Origin of the sequence: Streptomyces abikoensis (genome assembly GCF_014648775.1) — a bacterium.
GTDB classification, from domain to species: Bacteria; Actinomycetota; Actinomycetes; order Streptomycetales; family Streptomycetaceae; genus Streptomyces; species Streptomyces abikoensis.
This window is the reverse complement of the sequence record NZ_BMRT01000001.1, coordinates 539810-556880: the sequence shown is the minus strand read 5'-3', so window position 1 is coordinate 556880 and position 17071 is coordinate 539810. Positions and strand designations below refer to the sequence as shown.

The window sequence follows — 17071 nt, the reverse complement described above, 5'->3', positions numbered from 1 at the left end:
TTCACTCCTGCCCCATGAGACGACTGCTCCTGGCGCTGTGCGCCGCGGCCACCGGACTCGCGCTGAGCGCGGCACCGGCCACGGCCGCCGCACCCACCGAGTTCGGCACCACCTGGCACGATCCGATCACCGCCGGCCCACCCGTGGCCACCCCTCGCACCACCTCCTGCACCGTGACCGTCGCCGACACCGAATTCCGCGACTACACGCCCTACAAGAGCACCTACGCGCCCCCCGAGCGCTGCGGTGACCGCTGGAACAAGGTCGTCCTCAGACTCGACGGCGCCGTCGCCGGGCGGCAGTTCGACCGCCTCGGCTACCTCCGCATAGGCGGTGTCGAGGTATTGCGCACCTCGACACCCGAACCGTCGCCCAAGGGCATCACCTGGCACGTCGAGAAGGACGTCACCCGCTACGCCCCCGCCCTGCGCACCCGGCAGCCCGTCGAGATGCTCATCGGCAACCTCGTCAACGAGACCTACACCGGCGTCATCAAGGTCAAGGCGACCCTGACCTTCTACAAGGCCGAGGGACGGGTGAAGCCGGCCGCCACCCCGGACCGGGTCCTGACACTCGACGGCGCGCGGGCGGCGGACACGGCGTACGAGGGCGCGCTGACCGTGCCGCGCAACAGCGAGCGCGTCGTGGCCGAGGTCTACGCGACCGGATCGGGCGGCGGCTGCGAGGAGTTCTGGTACCTCGCCGTGCCGGAGCCCGCGCCCTACTCCTGCAAGGCCAAGGACGGGCCCACCCGGGAGGTCCGGGTCTCGGTGGACGGGAAGCTCGCCGGGATCGCCGCCCCCTACCCGACGGTGTGGACCGGCGGCTGGTCCAACCCCTTCCTGTGGTACGTGATCCCCGGCCCGCGCGCCTTCGACGTCCGGCCGGTGGAGTACGACCTCACGCCCTTCGCCGGGCAGTTGAACGACGGCAAACCGCACCGGATATCGGTCGCGGTGGCCGGAGTGCCCGAGGGACAGAGCGGCTGGGACACCCCCGTCAACGTCCTGGTCTGGCAGGACGCCAAGGCGTCCGTGGTCACCGGCGCGCTCACCCGGCACCAGGACGGCGCGGCGCGCAACGGTCTCGACTACCAGCCCGGAACCCGGCACCGGGTATCGGCCGACGCCGGCCACGCGCTCACCGTCTCCGGCTATCTGAACACCTCGCACGGGCGGGTCACCACCACGGTCAGCCGTCGGCTGGCCGCCACCTCGCTGCACCGCTGGAAGGACCGCGAGACCACCGACGGGCTGCGCGCCCGCTGGACGGACGACGAGACCGTCACGGTCGCCGGCCGGGGACCGGCCACCGTGAACACGGCCCACCGCGTCTACAGCATGGAGGGCGTCACCACCATCGCCCCCGACGACCGGCTGGACACCGTGCTGACCATGGGCGACCAAGCCGATCTGCGCACCACGCGGGCGGGGAAGCAGCTCACCTGGAGCCGACTGGACGACACCTACACCGGTAACGCGTCCTACATCCAGAACGTCCCCCGGGAGCGGCGTCACGCGGTGGGGGTCTCCCGTGAGCGCTACCGCCTCCTGGGCCCGGGCGCGTGCTACGACCGCACCCTGGCCACGGCCCAGGGCGAGCTGACGGAGGACAGCCGGCGCTGCTGACCGTCACCCGAAGCGACGCGGGGGTGGGGCGCGCGTTCACGCGCGTGCCACCCCCGCGTCGGTGCGTCGGATGGCCTCGCCGTGCCGGGTGGGAAGGGCGTCGGGCGGTTCAGGGGAGGGTGCGGGCCGGGCCCGTCAGTAGTTCGGCGAGCAGATCGCCCAGCACCTCGCGCTGGTCGTCGTCCAACGGGGCCAGGACGTCCTCCACCGCCGCGCGGCGGGCGTCCCGCAGGGCGCGCAGCGTCGAGCGGCCGTGGTCGGTGAGCTCTATGCGGATCACCCGGCGGTTGGACGGATCCGGCACCCGGCGCACCGCCCCATTGGTCTCCAGGGCGTCGACCAGCGTCGTCACCGCCCGGGGCACGACCTCCAGGTGCTCGGCCAGATCCGCCATGCGCGGCGGCGCCTCGTAGTGCGCCACGGTGCGGAGCAGCCGCGACTGGGCGGGCGTGATGCCGACCGGGTCCAGATAGCGCTTCTGCGCGCGATGGAGCCTGCGGGTCAGCCTCAGCAGTTGCTCGGCGAGCTGGCCGGACGTGTCGGGGGCCGTCATGATCGCAATCTTATCAGGACAGCCTTCATTGTGAGCATAGGTAACAGTGAGCTATGCTCTGTTCGGTGCCGGACGTGTCATGCCGCATGAGCCGCCCGGCATCGCCCCGGCGTCACCGTGCCGTCCGACTCCCGGACCCGACCTCGCTGAAGGAGCCCATGCCTCACGACGCACTGGACTGGACACCACCTCCCGCAGACCCGGAGCGGCCCGCTCAGGTGCGGCGCATCCTCCGCCTCTTCCACCCGTACCGCGGCCGGCTCGCGCTCGTCGCGCTGCTCGTCGCCGCCTCGTCGCTCGTGACCGTCGCCTCGCCGTTCATGCTGCGCGAGGTCCTCGACGTCGCCATCCCCCGGGGCCGTATGGGCCTGCTGAGCCTGCTGGTGCTCGGCATGATCGCCGCGGCCGTCGTCAACAGCGTCTTCGGCGTGCTCCAGACCCTGATCTCCACCACCGTCGGCCAGCGCGTGATGCACGATCTGCGCACCGCCGTCTACGGGCGCCTCCAGAGCATGCCGCTGGCGTTCTTCACCCGGACCCGCACCGGCGAGGTGCAGTCCCGCATCGCCAACGACATCGGCGGGATGCAGGCCACCGTCACCTCCACCGCCACCTCGCTCGTCTCCAACCTGACCAGCGTCATCGCCACCATCGTCGCGATGGTCGCCCTGGACTGGCGGCTGACCGTCGTCTCCCTCCTGCTGCTGCCGCTCTTCGTCTGGATAGGACGGCGCGTGGGCGACGAACGCAAGAGGATCACCGCCGAACGGCAGACCCAGATGGCCGCCATGGCCTCCATGGTCACCGAATCGCTCTCCGTCAGCGGCATCCTGCTCGGCCGCACCATGGGCCGGGCCGACTCCCTCACCAAGGCCTTCACCGAGGAGTCCGAGCGGCTCGTCGAGCTGGAAGTGCGCACCAACATGGCGGGGCGCTGGCGCATGTCCACCATCGGCGTCGTCATGGCCGCCATGCCCGCCCTCATCTACTGGGCGGCCGGCATCGCCCTGCGGACCGGCGGCCCGGGCATCTCCCTCGGCACGCTCGTGGCCTTCGTCTCCCTCCAGCAGGGCCTCTTCCGGCCCACCGTCGCGCTGCTGTCCACCGGTGTACAGGTGCAGACCTCCGCCGCCCTCTTCCAGCGGATCTTCGAGTACCTCGACCTGCCCGTGGAGATCGCCGAGCCCGCGCACCCCGTCCGCCTGGAGAAGATCCGCGGCGAGGTCGTCTTCGAGAACGTCTCCTTCACCTACGGCCCCGGCAGCGCGGCCCTCAGCGGCATCGACCTGGCCATCCCGGCCGGCGGCAGCCTCGCCGTCGTCGGCCCCACCGGCTCGGGCAAGAGCACCCTGAGCTATCTCGTGCCCCGCCTCTACGACGTCACCGGCGGCCGGGTCCTCATCGACGGGGAGGACGTGCGCGACCTCGACTTCGACACCCTCGCCCGGGCCGTCGGCGTCGTCTCCCAGGAGACCTACCTCTTCCACGCCTCCGTCGCCGACAACCTCCGCTTCGCCAAACCCGACGCCACGGACGAGGAGATCAGAGCCGCCGCCGAGGCCGCCCAGATCCACGACTACGTCGCCTCACTGCCCGACGGCTACGACACCCTCGTCGGCGAGCGCGGCTACCGCTTCTCCGGAGGCGAGAAACAGCGCCTCGCCATCGCCCGCACGATCCTCCGCGACCCGCCCGTGCTCATCCTCGACGAGGCGACCAGCGCCCTGGACACCCACACCGAACACGCCGTCCAGCAGGCCCTGGACACCCTCTCCGCGGGCCGTACGACGATCACCATCGCGCACCGGCTCTCCACCGTCCGCCATGCCGACCAGATCGTCGTCCTCGACGGCGGCCGGATCGCCGAGCGCGGCACCCACCAGGAGCTCCTCGCCGGCGACGGCCGCTACGCCGCGCTGGTCCGGCGCGACATCCCCCTCGTGGCCAAGGTCTGACCCGGCGTCAGTCCCGACCCGTGCCCGAGGCGGACGGCCGGGCCCGGCCCGGCCTGCCGGCCCGCCCGGCCGCGCGCCATCCCGCCGCCGGGCCTCAGAGCGACTCGAGCGGCACGGCCTCGGCCATCACCCGGTACCCCGCGTCATTGGGGTGCTTGTGATCCCCGCTGTCGTACGCCGGGTCGAGCGTCTCGGCGTCGTCCGGGGCGGCCAGGGCGGCGGCGAAGTCGGCCACCGCGTCGAAGACCCCGGACGTGCGGATCCACTCGTTGAGCGCGACGCGCTTCGCCTCGGCCCGCGGCGTGTGGTACTCGGCGCCCTTGAACGGCAGAATCGTTCCTCCGATCACCCTGATCCCACGCCGGTGCGCCCGCTCGACGAGCTCCGTGTATCCGGCCGTCAGCTCGGCCACCGACACCTGGGGGTTGGGCCGGTAGGTGGGCAGGTCCACCTCGCTGAACCCGATGTCGTTGAGGCCGACGAGGACGATCGCCGAGCGGACGCCGGGCTTGTCGAGGACGTCCCGGTCGAACCGGGCCGGCGCCCGCTCGCCGAACCACGGCGAGTCGTTGAGCAGCAGATTGCCGCCGATGCCCGCGTTGAGCACGGCCCAGGAGCGGCCGGCGGCCCGCAGCCGCTCGGCGAGCGCGTCGGGGTAGCGCCGATCGGTGTCGACCGTCGAGCCGAAGCCGTCGGTGAGCGAGTCGCCGAAGGCCACCACCGTCCCGGAGGCCGCGCCGGCACCACCCGTCACCTCCACGTCGGAGAGGAAGTACCAGGAGTGGGTCCGTTCGGTGAAGCCCTCGGCCCCGGCGTCGGCGGTCCGGTCGCCGGGCGCCCTGAAGCTCGTGGCATAGGCCTGCGCGTGGAAGGTCGCCGGTCCCGTCGGGCCCGCGAAGTACAGGGTCACCATCACCGAGGACAGCGGCTCGACCGGCAGCTCCACGAGGTCGCTCACGACCTCGCCGCCCGCCGGTACGACCACCGACGACGCTCCGTCGAAGGTCAGCGGCCGCAGTGTGCCGGGCCGGGCCCCGGCGCCCGCACCGGCGAGGGCGAGCGACGCGGCGTCCACGGTCAGCGGTGTCGCGCCGTAGCGGTTCGACAGCCGGATCCGCGCCCCGGAGCCGCCGCCCGTCACTCGGACGACCTGGCGTACCGACTGGCGGTCGAAGCCGGTCTCCGCCCAGTTCTCCTCGAAGCCGTTGCTCGGCCGCTGCACCGGGGCCGACCAGCCCGCCCGCCACCGGGTCCCCGTGTCCGCTCCGCCCGTCGCCCCGGTCCGTGCCGCCGTGTCGAGGCCCGCTGTCCGTACAGCCATGGTCCGTCCCCCTTCTGGATGGGTCCGCCGGTTCCCCGGCGGTCTTCCGCTTCGGGACAGATCCTGCCGACCGCGGCCCGGCCCACCCAGCCCCCGGCTTCGCGTACGCACAGCGTGCCTACCACCGGCAGGGTCACCCTCGGGGGGTGCCCGGACCCTCCGGCTCCCCGAACTCCGCGCGGATCGCGGCCGTGTGCTCCCCGAGCGCGGGCACCGCGCCCATCACCGCCTCCCGGCCCGCCACCGTCACCGGCGGCAGCAGCCCGCGCAGCGGACCGGCGGGCGAGCCGAACTCCCGCCATCTGTCCCGCGCCGCCAGCTGGGGGTGGGCGGCGAACTCGGCGACCGTACGCAGCCGGGCGGCCGCGATGCCCGCGGCGTCCAGCAGGGCGAGGACGCCCTCAGCCGTGTGCCCGGCGAAGCACTCCTCGATGACGGCCGTCAGTTGCCCGTCATGGGTGTGGCGCAGCGGATTGTCCGCGAAGCGCGGATCGTCCGCCAACTCCGGGCGGCGTAACACGCGTTCGCACAGCGCCCGCCACTCGCGGTCGTTCTGCACGCTGAGGAAGACCTGGCCACCGTCGCCGCACCCGTAGTGCCCGTAGGGGGAGATGGACGGGTGCCGGGCCCCGGTGCGGGTCAGGGGTGTCCCACCGTACGCCTCCGCGTAGTACGGCTGTCCCATCCACTCGGCCAGGGCGTCGAAGAGGGAGAGGGACAGGGCAGAGCCCTCGCCGGTGCGCTCGCGCTCGTACAGGGCGGTGAGGATGCCCGTGAAGGTGTACATTCCTCCGGCGATGTCGGCGACGGATATCCCCGGCCGGGCGACGGAGTCCGGGGTTCCGGTGAGCGAGACCAGCCCGGCTTCGCACTGCACCAGCAGGTCGTAGGCCTTTCTGTCCCGGTAGGGGCCGCTCGTGCCGTAGCCGGAGACGTCACAGGTGATCAGGCGGGGGTGGCGGGCCCGCAGGGGGCCGGGGGCCAGGCCCAGCCGCTCGGCGGCGCCGGGGCCGAGGTTCTGCACGAAGACGTCGGCGTGGGCGAGGAGCCGGTCGAGCAGCGCCCGGTCCGTGGCGTCCTTGAGGTCCAGGACCACGCTCTCCTTGCCCCGGTTGACCCAGACGAAATAGGCGGAGAGGCCCTTCACCCTGCGGTCGTAGTCCCGGGCGAAGTCGCCGCGCCCGGGGCGTTCGACCTTGATGACCCGGGCCCCCAGGTCGGCGAGCTGACGGGTGGCGAAGGGGACCGCTACGGCCTGTTCGAGGGCGACGACCGTGATGCCGCGCAGGGGTGGTTCCGGCACGCTTCCTCCTTGGGAACGAGCACGGTTGACAGGGGCGGGCGCTGTCAGGAGGGCGGCTCCGGGCTCTCGACGAGGACCACCTCCAGAGTGCGCGGGCCGTGGACCCCCTCGACGCGGTCCAGTTCGATGTCGCTCGTCGCCGACGGGCCCGAGATCCAGGTCAGGGGCCGGACGGGGGAGAGTCGCTCCAGGGCCCGCGGCACCGAATCCACCACCTGCCCGGGGGCCCGCACCACGCACAGGTGGTGGTCGGGCACGAGCGTGATGCGGCGGCGGCCCTGGTCCGGGCCCGCGTCGAGGACCAGGGTGCCGGTCTCGGCGATCGCCAGCGCGCACCCGGTGACCACGCTGTCCACGGCGTCCAGGGCACGGGCCGTCAGCTCGGCGGTGTCCACGACCTGTTCGACCGCCGCCTCCGCCAGCCAGCCGTCCGGCAGGCCGACCGGTACGACGACCCGGTGGGCGCCGCGCCGGCGGAGCAGCTCCGCGAGCAGCGCGGGCAGCCCGGGCGGGTCCGTGCGGTGGACGACGGCCCGGTAGTCCGTCAGCCGAGCGGCGAGCAGATCGACGGACTCGGCCGGCGTCCGTTCGCCGTGCGCCCGCAGATAATCCCGGGGAACCGGGTGATCCTCGGGGCGCTCGTAGCGCGGCACATCGGCCAGCGCGCGCCGCACGCGCCCCAGGATGCGCGCCCTGCCGGCGGAGTGCGCCGGGCCGTCGGTCATGGCCGCTCCCCCCGGGTGCGGGCCCACCAGTCCCGGAAGGACTCCTCGGGCACTTCCGGCAGTTCACGGGTGTCCGACCAGGCGCGGCCCGGGCCCGGCAGTCGCCGGGGGTGGACGCGGCGGGTCCGGGCGGCGAGGCGCTGGGCCCGGCGCAGCGCGGCCGGGTGGTCGAAGGCCCAGCCGGCGGCGCGCATCGCGGCGCGCTCCAGGGCGTGGCGCTTCGCGGGCCTGATCACGGTCCGGTTGCCGCCGACGGTGACGGGCCCGCCCTCCACGACGCGTTCCCGCAGATGGACCAGGACCTCCGGGATGTCGATGGCCACCGGGCACACCTCGTAGCAGGCGCCGCACAGGGACGAGGCGAAGGGGAGCGACTCCTCCAGCGGCGAGGCGAGGCCGCGCAGTTGCGGAGTGAGGATCGCGCCGATGGGCCCGGGGTAGGGCGAGCCGTAGGCGTGGCCGCCGGCGCGCTCGTAGACCGGGCAGACGTTGAGGCAGGCCGAGCAGCGGATGCAGCGCAGCGCCTGGCGCCCGACCTCGTCGGCGAGGGTGTCGGTGCGGCCGTTGTCGAGCAGCACGAGGTGGAAGTCGCGGGGGCCGTCCTCGTCCGTGGTGCCCGTCCACATCGAGGTGTAGGGGTTCATGCGCTCGGCGGTGGAGGAGCGCGGCAGCAGCTGGAGGTAGATCTCCAGGTCCCGCCAGGTCGGTACGGTCTTCTCGATTCCGACCACGGAAATCAGGGTTTCGGGGAGTGTGAGGCACATACGGCCGTTGCCCTCGGACTCGACGACGACCAGGGTGCCGGTCTCGGCCACCATGAAGTTGGCGCCGGAGATGCCGACCTTGCAGCGCAGGAACTTCTCGCGCAGGTGCAGCCGCGCGGCCTCGGCGAGGTCGGCGGGCCGGTCGGTGAGTCCTTCGGGTGCCGGGCGGCCCCAGTCGGCCATCCGGTCGCGGAAGACGTCGCGGATCTCCCGGCGGCCGCGGTGGATCGCCGGGACGAGGATGTGGGAGGGCAGGTCGTCGCCGAGCTGGACGATGAGCTCGGCGAGGTCCGTCTCGTAGGCGCGGATGCCCGCCTCCTCCAGGGCGGCGTTGAGGCCGGTCTCCTGGGTGACCATGGACTTGACCTTGACGACCTCGCGCTCGCCGGTGGCCCGCACGAGGTCGGTGACGATGCGGTTCGCCTCGTCGGCGTCGGCCGCCCAGTGGACCGTGCCCCCGGCGCGGGTGACGTTCTCCTCCAGCAGCGGCAGATAGTGGTCCAGGTGGTGCAGCGTGCGGTCCTTGACGGCCGCTCCGGCCGCCCGCAGCCGCTCCCAGTCCTCCAGTTCGGCCACGGCGGCGGCCCGTTTGGCGCGGATGGTGTGGGTGGCGTGCCGGAGGTTGGCGCGCAGCGTGCCGTCCCGGGTCGACTCGGCGGCGGCGCGGGGGAAGGCGGGCATGCCCAGGTACGTACGGCTCACGGCACGACTCCGTCCGTGCAGGCCAGGATCTCCGCCAGGTGGAGGGTGCGCACGGGGGAGTCCTCCCGGGCGAGGGTGCCGCCGATGTGCAGCAGGCAGGAGTTGTCGGCCGCGCAGACCGCCGCGGCGCCGGTCCGGGTGATCGCCCGGGCCTTGTCGGCGCCCATGGCGGCGGAGACGGCGGCGTTCTTGACGGCGAACGTGCCGCCGAAGCCGCAGCACTCGTCGGCGCCTTCGAGCTCGCGCAGTTCGAGCCCCTCGACGTGCTCCAGCAGTCGGCGCGGGCGGTCACGCAGGCCCAGGGCGCGCAGGCCGTGGCAGGTGGGGTGGTAGGTGACGGTGTGGGGGAAGCGGGCGCCGACGTCGACGACGCCCAGCACGTCCACGAGGAACTCGGTGAGTTCGTACGTCCTGGGCACCAGCCGCTCCGCGGCGGCACGCAGCCGCGCCGCCTCCCCGGGGCGTCCCTCGGCGGCCGCGCGGGCGGCGATCCGGGGGTAGGCGTCCCGGACCATCGCGGCGCACGAGGCGGAGGGGGTGACGACGTACTCGTGATCGGCGAACGCGGCGGCGGTGCGCAGGAGCAGCGGCTCGGCGCCGTGGCGGTAGCCCGTGTTGTACAGGGGCTGGCCGCAGCAGCTCTGCGCCGTCGGGAAGTCGACGCGCACACCGAGCCGTTCCAGCAGCGTGACCACGGCCCGGCCGGTGCTCGGCCGCAGCGTGTCGTTGACGCAGGTGACGAACAGCCCTACGCGCATGACACCTCGGCCATCTCCTCGCGGTCGGTGACGCGGTCCGTGACGCTGTCGGTGACGCTCCGGCCAGTGATCGTCTCCGCCGCCTCATACTGCCGCAGCGAGCGCCCGCTGGGAAGAACCCGCCGCGTCCGGTGGGCCCTCCGCCAGGAGTGTCCTGATCTCGCGCACGGCGGCGCGCCCGGCGCGGTTGGCGCCGATGGTGCTCGCCGACGGTCCGTAGCCGACCAGGTGGACGCGGGGGTCGCGGACCGCGCGCGTGCCCTCGAGCCGGATGCCGCCGCCCGCCTCGCGCAGCCCCAGCGGGGCGAGGTGGCCGAGGGCCGCGCGGAAGCCGGTGGCCCACAGGATGACGTCGGCGTCGACGGCCGTGCCGTCGGCCCAGGCGACACCGGTCGGCGTGACGCGGTCGAACATCGGCAGCCGGTCCAGGACCCCGGCCGCGCGGGCCCGTTCCATCGCGGACGTCATCGGGAGCCCCGTGACCGACACGACGCTCTGCGGCGGAAGGCCCTCCCGCACCCGTCGCTCCACCAGGGCGACGGCGTCGCGGCCGCGTGCCTCGTCGAAGGGGCCTTCCCGGAAGACGGGCGGCCGGCGCGTCACCCACGTCGTGGCGTCCGCCACCTCGGCGATCTCCAGCAGGTGCTGCACCGCCGAGGTGCCGCCGCCGACGACCACGACGCGCAGCCCGGCGAAGGCGTCCGGCCCGGGGTAGTCCGCGGTGTGCAGCTGACGGCCCCGGAAGCCCTCCCCGCCGGGGTAGCGGGGCCAGAAGGGGCGCTCCCAGGTGCCGGTCGCGTTGATCAGCGTACGGGCCGACCAGACGCCCTCGGACGTCTCCACGCGCAGCCGCCCGCCACCGCCCTCGCGTACCGCGCGCACGTCGACCGGCCGGCGCACGCGCAGGCCGAAGGCGCGCTCGTAGTCCGCGAAGTACCCGGCGATCACCTCCGAGGAGGGCCGGTCGTCGTCCGCGTCCGTCAGCTCCATGCCCGGCAGGGCGTGCATGCCGTGCACCTTGCCGTAGGTCAGCGTCGGCCAGCGAAACTGCCAGGCGCCGCCCGGGCGCGGCGAGCGGTCGAGGACGACGAAGTCCCGCTCGGGCTCGTACCCCGCGCGCCGCAGGTGGTACGCGGCGGACAGGCCCGCTTGCCCCGCGCCCACGACCACGGCCTCGACGTCCCGCACCCCGGTTTCGTTCATGTTTCTACTAACTGTCGGGACGGGTGATCTCTTCCCGGCGGGCGGGGGCGGGCGGGCGCCGGTACGACGAGGTGCGGGATCCGTACGAAGATGGGCGCATGAGCGATACCTTCCGCACCCGTGTCCTGGAGATCACCACCGGCCGCTCCGAGCGCGTGTACGACCTCACCGACCACTGCGAGGCGTTCCTGCGCGAGGCGGCCGGAGGCCGTGACGGCCTGCTCAACGTGTTCGTGCCCCACGCGACCGCCGGCGTGGCGGTGCTGGAGACGGGCGCGGGCAGCGACGACGACCTGCTGGCCGCGCTGCGGGACCTGCTGCCCGCGGACGACCGCTGGCGGCACCGGCACGGCAGCCGCGGCCACGGCCGTGACCACGTGCTGCCGGCCCTGGTGCCGCCGCACGCGACCCTTCCGGTCATCGGTGGGCGGCTGGAGCTCGGAACCTGGCAGTCCGTGTGCCTGGTCGACACCAACGTGGACAACCCGGACCGCCAGGTGCGGCTGAGCTTCCTGGGCTGAGGGGCGCTGAGGATCAGTCCTTCTGCGCCGACCGCGGAAGCTGGCGCAGCTTCAGCTCGGTCTTCGTGCCGAAGGCCCAGTCGAGCATCCGCACGGCGTCGGGGTAGCGGTTCGTGGGGTCGTTGAGGATGACGCCCACGACCGTGCGGTCGCCGCGCCGGGCGGCGAAGACCAGGCACGGTCCGGCGGCCGTGCCGGTGCCGGTCTTGATGCCGATCGCGCCCTCGTAGGACCCGAGCAGCTTGTTGGTGTTGTCCCAGCGGTAGGTGCGGTTGACGTTCACGGCCTTCTGGCTGGTGGTCGTCGTCTTGACCACCGTGGCGAGCGTGTCGTTCGCCAGCGCGTACCGGGCCAGCGTCGCCGAGTCGCGCGGGGTGGTGTAGTTGTCCCCGTTGGCCGATATGCCGTCGAACGAGTCGTACCGGGTGTTGGTCATGCCCAGGTCCTCGGCCGTCTTGTTCATCTTGGCTATGAACTGCCGGGTCCGGGCGGCCTCCGTGTTGCCCAGGCCGAAGGTGTCGGCGAGCGCGTACGCGGCGTCGCACCCGGAGGGGAGCATCAGCCCGTACAGCAGCTGACGTACGGTCAGGGTGTCGCCCGTCCGCAGGTCGGCGGTGCTGGCGCCATTGCGTTCCACGTAGTCGCGGTACGACTGCTTGATGGTGACCTGCTTGTCGAGGTCGAGGCCGCGCTTGTTCAGCACCGTGACGGCGGTCATGATCTTGGTGGTGCTGGCCATCTGCCGCTTGGTGTCGGCGTCCTTGCCCCACAGCTCGTGGTTCGTCCCGCTGTCGAGCAGGAACGCGCCCTGCGCGGCGATGTCGGACGGGCCGCCCTCGGCCTGGGCGGTCGCCGCGGGCAGCGCGATGGCCAGCGCGAGCGCCGAGGCGATCGCAGCCGCGTACCGACGGCGGACGGGTCTGCTTCTGAGCTCCATGAAGGGACCTTTTCCTCGTGAATCGGGTGTGGCGTGCCGATGATCGCACCAGTGACTCACGAGGAAAAAACGGAATGTACGGTTCATTCCCCACGGCCGTCGAAGACCCACGTGTAGGCCCGTTCGGCGTCGAACTCCCCCTGGCCGCCCGGGAACAGCAGCCCCGCCGTCCTGAACGCCGGATCGGCCGCCACGGTGGGCGCGTACGGCACCCCCACGCACCGCATCCCCGCCCGGTGGGCCGCCTCGGCGCCCGGAGGCGCGTCCTCCACCACCACGCAGCCCCTGGGTTCCGCGCCCAACCGCCGTGCCGCCTCCAGGAAGACGTCCGGTTCGGGCTTGCCCCGGGGCACCTCCTCGGCCGAGACCACCGCGGCGAAACGGTCCGTCAGGCCGACGCACTCCAGCACCGTTCGGATGATCCGCCGCGAGGATCCGGACGCCACGGCCAGCGGCACCCCGGCCCCGTACAGCCGCTCCACGTACGTCCGCATCCGGGGGAACGTTTCCGTGCGCGTCCCCGCCAGCTCCAGATACGCGCGGTTCAACTCGGCGAGCAGCTCGTCCACGGGCACGTCGAGGCGGTTCTCCCGGCGCAGGGTCTCCAGCGTCTCGAGCGTGCCGATCCCGACGAACCGCAGGTGATCGTCCCAGCCGAAGGCGCGTACACCGTGGTGGGCGAGCACGGCCCGGCTCGCCTCGAAATAGTTCGGCTCGCTGTCCACCAGCGTTCCGTCGAGATCGAAGATGACCGCGAGAGGCGCGGACGCGTTCGCGGACCGGCTTGAAGTGATCACGCGCCCAGCATGGCAGGGCCCTCCTGGCCCAACGGCACTGCGTGCCCGGCGGTCAGGTCGTGCGCTGCGCCGCCCGCCCCACCGACTCCACCAGCGGCACCATCCGGTACGGCACCCGCTCGCGCAGCACCATCTCGGTCCGTGTGCGCACCACGCCGGGCAGCTGCACCAGCCGCTGGATCACGTCCTCCAGGTGTGCCGGGTCGCGTGCGACGACGCGCGCCATCAGATCGCCGCTGCCCGTTATCGAGAACGCCTCGATGATCTCCGGTACGTCACCGAGCTCGTTCGCCACGCTGTCGAGGTGGCCCTGGGTGACCTCGATGTGGACGAACGCCAGCACGGGGTGGCCGAGCGCGGCGGGGGAGAGGCGGGGGCCGGTCCCGGTGATCACGCCGTCGCGCTCCAGCCGGTCGAGCCGTGCCTGCAGCGTGCCGCGCGCGATCCCCAGCAGCCGCGCGTACTCCCGAGCGCTCGTCCGCGGCCGCTCCAGCAGCAGTCGCAGGATCCTGGCGTCCAGCGCGTCCACGGCCATGGGCCACCGGCTCCCTCGGGGTCGTTCGGTCCGGCCCGCACTGTACCAATGGCCCAGTCGTTCGGGGTGAAGCCGCACGGTACGGCGGAACGCGGCCATTGGCCCGCTCCTGGCGCAGTTACTCGTTGTTCTGCTGGGCCAATGGCTCAGTTTTTCGGGGCACTCTTGAGCCACCCGCCGCAGTGATGGTCTGATGGTCGGGTCGATGGCGCTGCGGATCCCCGCGGCGCCTTTTTCATGCCGGGTTCCATGCCGGGATTCCCATGGCTCCGCGCCGGGATCCGGGCGGGTTTCGCATCGGGATGTCGAAACAAGACGTCGAAAGGGGCGCAAAGCAGTGCTGAAGAGGGCGTTCGTGGCACCCGATCCGGGCCGGGCCAGGCTGCGGACCGCCACCCGCGCCGTGCTGGGCGTGGGCCTCGCGGTCACCGTCGTGGCACTGTCCGGGCTGCCGCTGACGGCCTCCATCACCGGCGGGCTCGCCGCGCTGCTCGCGCTGTTCACGGTCGCCGACCCGACCGTCCGCCGCCAGGCGGTCACCACCGCGCTGCTGCCCGCCGTCGGCCTGCCCGTCCTCGCGCTGGCGTCGGCCCTGCACGGGCTGCCGCTCGCCCGGGACGCCGCCTTCCTCGCCGTCGTCTTCTGCGGCGTGTACGCCCGCCGCTGGGGCCCCCGGGGCAACGCCCTCGGGATCTTCGGCTTCATGATGTTCTTCGCGACGCAGTTCCTGCACGCCGTCCCCGCCCAGCTGCCGCACCTGTACGCGGCGGTGCTCCTGGGCCTGGCGGCCGCCGGCGGCGTCCGCTTCGCGGTCTGGCCCATCGAGCGGCGCACCCCGCCGCCCGCCGTCCCCGCACCCCTCGGCGCCCGGGGCCTCGCGCGCGCCACCACCCGGCAGGCCTTCCAGACCGCCTTCGCCTGCGGCCTGGCCCTCGCCGTCGGCCAGCTGGTCTCCCAGGAGCGCTGGTACTGGGCCGTCGGCACGGCCTGGTGGATCTTCGTCAACACCGCCTCGCGCGGGGAGACCCTCGTCCGCGGCTTCCGTCGCGTCGTCGGCACCGTCGCGGGCATCGCCGCCGGCCTTCTCGTGGCCGTACCCCTGCACGGCGCGCCCGCGCCCACCGCGGCCCTGGTCGCCCTCTGCGTCTTCGGGATCTTCTACACCGCCGCCCCCTCCTACAGCTGGATGATGTTCTTCGTCACCGTCATGGCCGGCCTGCTGTACGGGCTCCTCGGCGTCCTCCACCCCGGCCTGCTGGCGCTGCGCTTCGAGCAGACCCTCGTGGGCGCGGCGGGCGCGGCCGTCGCCGTCGCCGTCGTCCTGCCCGTCACCACCCACGCCGCCACCGACGCCTGGATCAGGCGGGCCCTGCTGGCCGTGCGGCACTGCACCGCCGAGTCCACGCGCAGGCTGGCCGGCGACGAGTCGGCCGACCCCGCCCCGCACGTCGCCGAGCTGGAGCTCCTCCTGACCAAGGTGCGGGTCTCCCTCGCCCCGCTGCTCCACCCGCTGAGCCCGCTGCGGGCGCGCCGCGAGCGCGCCCTGGCGGTCCTCGCCCACCTCGACGACTGCGCCCGCCAGGCCCGCGGCCTGGCGGAGGTCGCCGCCGACCCCGCCGCCTCCCACGACGCCCGGCTGACCGCCGCCTGCGACCGCGTCGAATCCGCGCTGCTTGCCCTGGCCGCGCCCGGCGAGACGCCCGGAGCCGCGACGGGCCCCGGCGCCGCCCCGCACCACCACCCGGGCGCCGAGACCGCCCTCGCCCACCTGCGCGACCTGGAGGCGTCCCTCGCCTCGCTGGCCACGCCGCTGCGCGAGGGGCCGCGCGGGGTCTTCGCCCCTGCGGCGTGAGGGGTCGGGCCGGTGGGCTTCGGACGTCGGGCGTCGCGGGCCGACGGGCGCTGCCGCCCCGGCTGTCCGGTCCGCCGCCCGGTGGCCGGGCACGGTGTCCGGCCTGCCCGGGGCGCCGCCCGCAGGGCCGCCTGAGCGCATCCGACCTCCCGGCGCCCGGCCGCCCGTACCCCCGGCGAGGCGGCGGCGCGCGGGCCGGGGGAGCGGCCGGTCGCGGCGTTGTCAGTGCCGCCGTGTAGCGTCGGAGCCACTGACAGTGATCCGACGCCCGGCGGGCCGCACCGACCCGCCAGGCCGCGAGGGGGAGGACGTCATGGCGAACGGCAGCGAAGGACAGCGGCGCCGGTGGGCTTACATCGGCTCGTTCACCGAGGCGGGCGGCCCCGGCCTCACCGTGGCCGAGGTCGACGCCGTGACCGGCGCGCTCACGCCCGTCCACGCCACCGACGCGGTCGTGAACCCGTCGTACCTGGCGCTCTCGCCCGGGGGCGACGTCCTGTACGCGGTCAGCGAGACCGACGAGGGGGCCGTGGCGGCGTTCTCCCTCGCGGATCCCGCCCGGCCCGCGCTCCTGGGCCCGCCCGTGCCCGTCCGGGGCGACGGGCCCACCCACCTCGCCACCGCCGGCCCGTGGCTGCTCACCGCCAACTACGGCTCCGGCAGCGTCAGCGCCCTGCCGGTCCGGGTGGGCGGCGCCCCGGGCGCTCCCTCGGCGGTGTTCCCGCACCAGGGAAGCGGCCCCGTGGCGGACCGTCAGGCCGCGCCGCACGCGCACGCCGTCGCGCCCGACCCCACCGGGCGCTGGCTCCTCGCGACCGACCTGGGCACGGACTCGGTGTGGATCTACGGGACCGACCCCGTCACCGGCGCGCCCGGCCCCCACGGGGAGACTCGGCTGCGCCCCGGCAGCGGCCCCCGGCATCTGGTCTTCCACCCGCGCGGCGACCGCGCCTACGTCCTCAACGAGCTGGAGCCCACCGTCACCGTCTGCCGCTGGGACGGGGCGACGGGGACGCTCGAGCCCTTGAGCGAGACGCGCGTCGTACCGGCCGGGGCGGAGGGGCCGACGTACCCGTCCGCCCCTGTGGTCTCCGCCGACGGCCGCTTCCTGTGGGCGGCCAACCGGGGCCACGACAGCGTCGCCACGCTCTCCCTCGACCCCTCCGGCGACGAGCTGGTGCTGCTCGGCACCGTCGGCTGCGGCGGGCACTGGCCCCGTGACCTGACGGCCGGCCCGGACGGGCGGGTGCTGTACGCGGCCAACGAGCGCTCCGGGGATGTCACCTGGTTCACCGTCGACCCGGACACGGGCATACCGGAGCGGACGGGCTCGGCCGCGATCGCGGCGGCGTCCTGCGTGGTCTTCGCCTGAGCCGCGCGTCGCCACGCGCTGCCGCGGAGCGGTCTTCGCTCACGCGGGCCCGTCCCCGGCGGGGCGCCGGTCCTCGCGGTCGTGGGGTTGCTGGCGCCGCGCGAGGAGCTCGTCCGCGCCTTGTCCGCGTTGCGACCGTCGTCTG

General features: G+C 73.7%; 15 protein-coding genes. 5 read left to right on the top strand and 10 right to left on the bottom strand.

Annotated elements, in window-relative coordinates:
• Nucleotides 1-14 precede the first annotated feature (14 nt).
• On the top strand, nucleotides 15-1628 hold the full coding sequence (locus IE096_RS02425) for a peptide-N4-asparagine amidase (protein WP_189447860.1): 1614 nt from the start codon (nucleotides 15-17) through the stop codon (nucleotides 1626-1628).
• A gap of 109 nt (nucleotides 1629-1737) precedes the next feature.
• Here the strand turns inward: IE096_RS02425 and IE096_RS02420 are convergent, their stop codons facing one another.
• Nucleotides 1738-2181: a MarR family winged helix-turn-helix transcriptional regulator gene (locus tag IE096_RS02420; RefSeq protein ID WP_189447858.1), complete on the bottom strand. Its 444-nt coding sequence runs from the start codon at nucleotides 2179-2181 to the stop codon at nucleotides 1738-1740.
• A gap of 158 nt (nucleotides 2182-2339) precedes the next feature.
• Here IE096_RS02420 and IE096_RS02415 point away from each other — a divergent pair, with 158 nt between their 5' ends.
• Nucleotides 2340-4136 carry an ABC transporter ATP-binding protein gene (locus IE096_RS02415; RefSeq protein WP_189447856.1) on the top strand — a complete coding sequence of 599 codons (1797 nt, stop codon included), beginning with the start codon at nucleotides 2340-2342 and terminating at the stop codon, nucleotides 4134-4136.
• A gap of 94 nt (nucleotides 4137-4230) precedes the next feature.
• Here the strand turns inward: IE096_RS02415 and IE096_RS02410 are convergent, their stop codons facing one another.
• From IE096_RS02410 to IE096_RS02385, 6 genes are all read right to left on the bottom strand, one after another.
• Nucleotides 4231-5457 (bottom strand): SGNH/GDSL hydrolase family protein, encoded by a 1227-nt coding sequence (locus IE096_RS02410; protein ID WP_189447854.1) that lies wholly within the window; start codon nucleotides 5455-5457, stop codon nucleotides 4231-4233.
• Nucleotides 5458-5590: 133 nt separating this feature from the next.
• Complete coding sequence (locus IE096_RS02405) at nucleotides 5591-6760, bottom strand: CaiB/BaiF CoA transferase family protein (protein ID WP_189447852.1); 1170 nt, start codon at nucleotides 6758-6760, stop codon at nucleotides 5591-5593.
• A gap of 44 nt (nucleotides 6761-6804) precedes the next feature.
• On the bottom strand, nucleotides 6805-7485 hold the full coding sequence (locus IE096_RS02400; RefSeq protein WP_189447851.1) for a LutC/YkgG family protein: 681 nt from the start codon (nucleotides 7483-7485) through the stop codon (nucleotides 6805-6807).
• The gene (locus IE096_RS02395) at nucleotides 7482-8951 is read right to left on the bottom strand and encodes a lactate utilization protein B (protein ID WP_189447849.1); all 1470 of its coding nucleotides are present in this window, start codon (nucleotides 8949-8951) and stop codon (nucleotides 7482-7484) included. The genes IE096_RS02400 and IE096_RS02395 overlap by 4 nt, the downstream gene beginning before the upstream one ends.
• Nucleotides 8948-9709, bottom strand: coding sequence for a (Fe-S)-binding protein (locus IE096_RS02390; RefSeq protein ID WP_189447846.1), 762 nt, complete (start codon nucleotides 9707-9709; stop codon nucleotides 8948-8950). The genes IE096_RS02395 and IE096_RS02390 overlap by 4 nt, the downstream gene beginning before the upstream one ends.
• Nucleotides 9710-9793: 84 nt before the next feature.
• The gene (locus IE096_RS02385; protein WP_189447844.1) at nucleotides 9794-10912 is read right to left on the bottom strand and encodes an NAD(P)-binding domain-containing protein; all 1119 of its coding nucleotides are present in this window, start codon (nucleotides 10910-10912) and stop codon (nucleotides 9794-9796) included.
• 98 nt (nucleotides 10913-11010) lie between these two features.
• On the opposite strand from IE096_RS02385, the gene IE096_RS02380 reads away from it, so the two are divergent.
• Nucleotides 11011-11433: a secondary thiamine-phosphate synthase enzyme YjbQ gene (locus tag IE096_RS02380; protein ID WP_126917100.1), complete on the top strand. Its 423-nt coding sequence runs from the start codon at nucleotides 11011-11013 to the stop codon at nucleotides 11431-11433.
• 13 nt (nucleotides 11434-11446) lie between these two features.
• Here the strand turns inward: IE096_RS02380 and IE096_RS02375 are convergent, their stop codons facing one another.
• The 3 genes from IE096_RS02375 to IE096_RS02365 form a co-directional block, all read right to left on the bottom strand.
• Entirely contained in the window at nucleotides 11447-12370 is a 924-nt protein-coding gene (locus IE096_RS02375; protein WP_189447842.1) for a D-alanyl-D-alanine carboxypeptidase family protein, read from the bottom strand.
• 83 nt (nucleotides 12371-12453) lie between these two features.
• Nucleotides 12454-13167, bottom strand: a complete 714-nt coding sequence (locus tag IE096_RS02370; RefSeq protein WP_229819867.1) for an HAD family hydrolase — start codon at nucleotides 13165-13167, stop codon at nucleotides 12454-12456.
• Between the two features lie 52 nt (nucleotides 13168-13219).
• Nucleotides 13220-13702: an Lrp/AsnC family transcriptional regulator gene (locus tag IE096_RS02365; protein WP_126917102.1), complete on the bottom strand. Its 483-nt coding sequence runs from the start codon at nucleotides 13700-13702 to the stop codon at nucleotides 13220-13222.
• Between the two features lie 340 nt (nucleotides 13703-14042).
• On the opposite strand from IE096_RS02365, the gene IE096_RS02360 reads away from it, so the two are divergent.
• Nucleotides 14043-15554 (top strand): FUSC family protein, encoded by a 1512-nt coding sequence (locus IE096_RS02360; RefSeq protein WP_229819980.1) that lies wholly within the window; start codon nucleotides 14043-14045, stop codon nucleotides 15552-15554.
• Between the two features lie 313 nt (nucleotides 15555-15867).
• Entirely contained in the window at nucleotides 15868-16926 is a 1059-nt protein-coding gene (locus tag IE096_RS02355; RefSeq protein ID WP_189447839.1) for a lactonase family protein, read from the top strand.
• Nucleotides 16927-17071: the final 145 nt, after the last annotated feature.

Bases quoted from the DNA above. Each gene is read 5' to 3' on its own strand.
- IE096_RS02420 (WP_189447858.1), bottom strand. From the start codon at position 2,181: ATGACGGCCCCCGACACGTCCGGCCAGCTCGCCGAGCAACTGCTGAGG.
- IE096_RS02380 (WP_126917100.1), top strand. From the start codon at position 11,011: ATGAGCGATACCTTCCGCACCCGTGTCCTGGAGATCACCACCGGCCGC.
- IE096_RS02400 (WP_189447851.1), bottom strand. From the start codon at position 7,485: ATGACCGACGGCCCGGCGCACTCCGCCGGCAGGGCGCGCATCCTGGGG.
- IE096_RS02410 (WP_189447854.1), bottom strand. From the start codon at position 5,457: ATGGCTGTACGGACAGCGGGCCTCGACACGGCGGCACGGACCGGGGCG.
- IE096_RS02355 (WP_189447839.1), top strand. From the start codon at position 15,868: ATGGCGAACGGCAGCGAAGGACAGCGGCGCCGGTGGGCTTACATCGGC.
- IE096_RS02415 (WP_189447856.1), top strand. From the start codon at position 2,340: ATGCCTCACGACGCACTGGACTGGACACCACCTCCCGCAGACCCGGAG.
- IE096_RS02385 (WP_189447844.1), bottom strand. From the start codon at position 10,912: ATGAACGAAACCGGGGTGCGGGACGTCGAGGCCGTGGTCGTGGGCGCG.
- IE096_RS02425 (WP_189447860.1), top strand. From the start codon at position 15: ATGAGACGACTGCTCCTGGCGCTGTGCGCCGCGGCCACCGGACTCGCG.
- IE096_RS02390 (WP_189447846.1), bottom strand. From the start codon at position 9,709: ATGCGCGTAGGGCTGTTCGTCACCTGCGTCAACGACACGCTGCGGCCG.
- IE096_RS02375 (WP_189447842.1), bottom strand. From the start codon at position 12,370: ATGGAGCTCAGAAGCAGACCCGTCCGCCGTCGGTACGCGGCTGCGATC.
- IE096_RS02365 (WP_126917102.1), bottom strand. From the start codon at position 13,702: ATGGCCGTGGACGCGCTGGACGCCAGGATCCTGCGACTGCTGCTGGAG.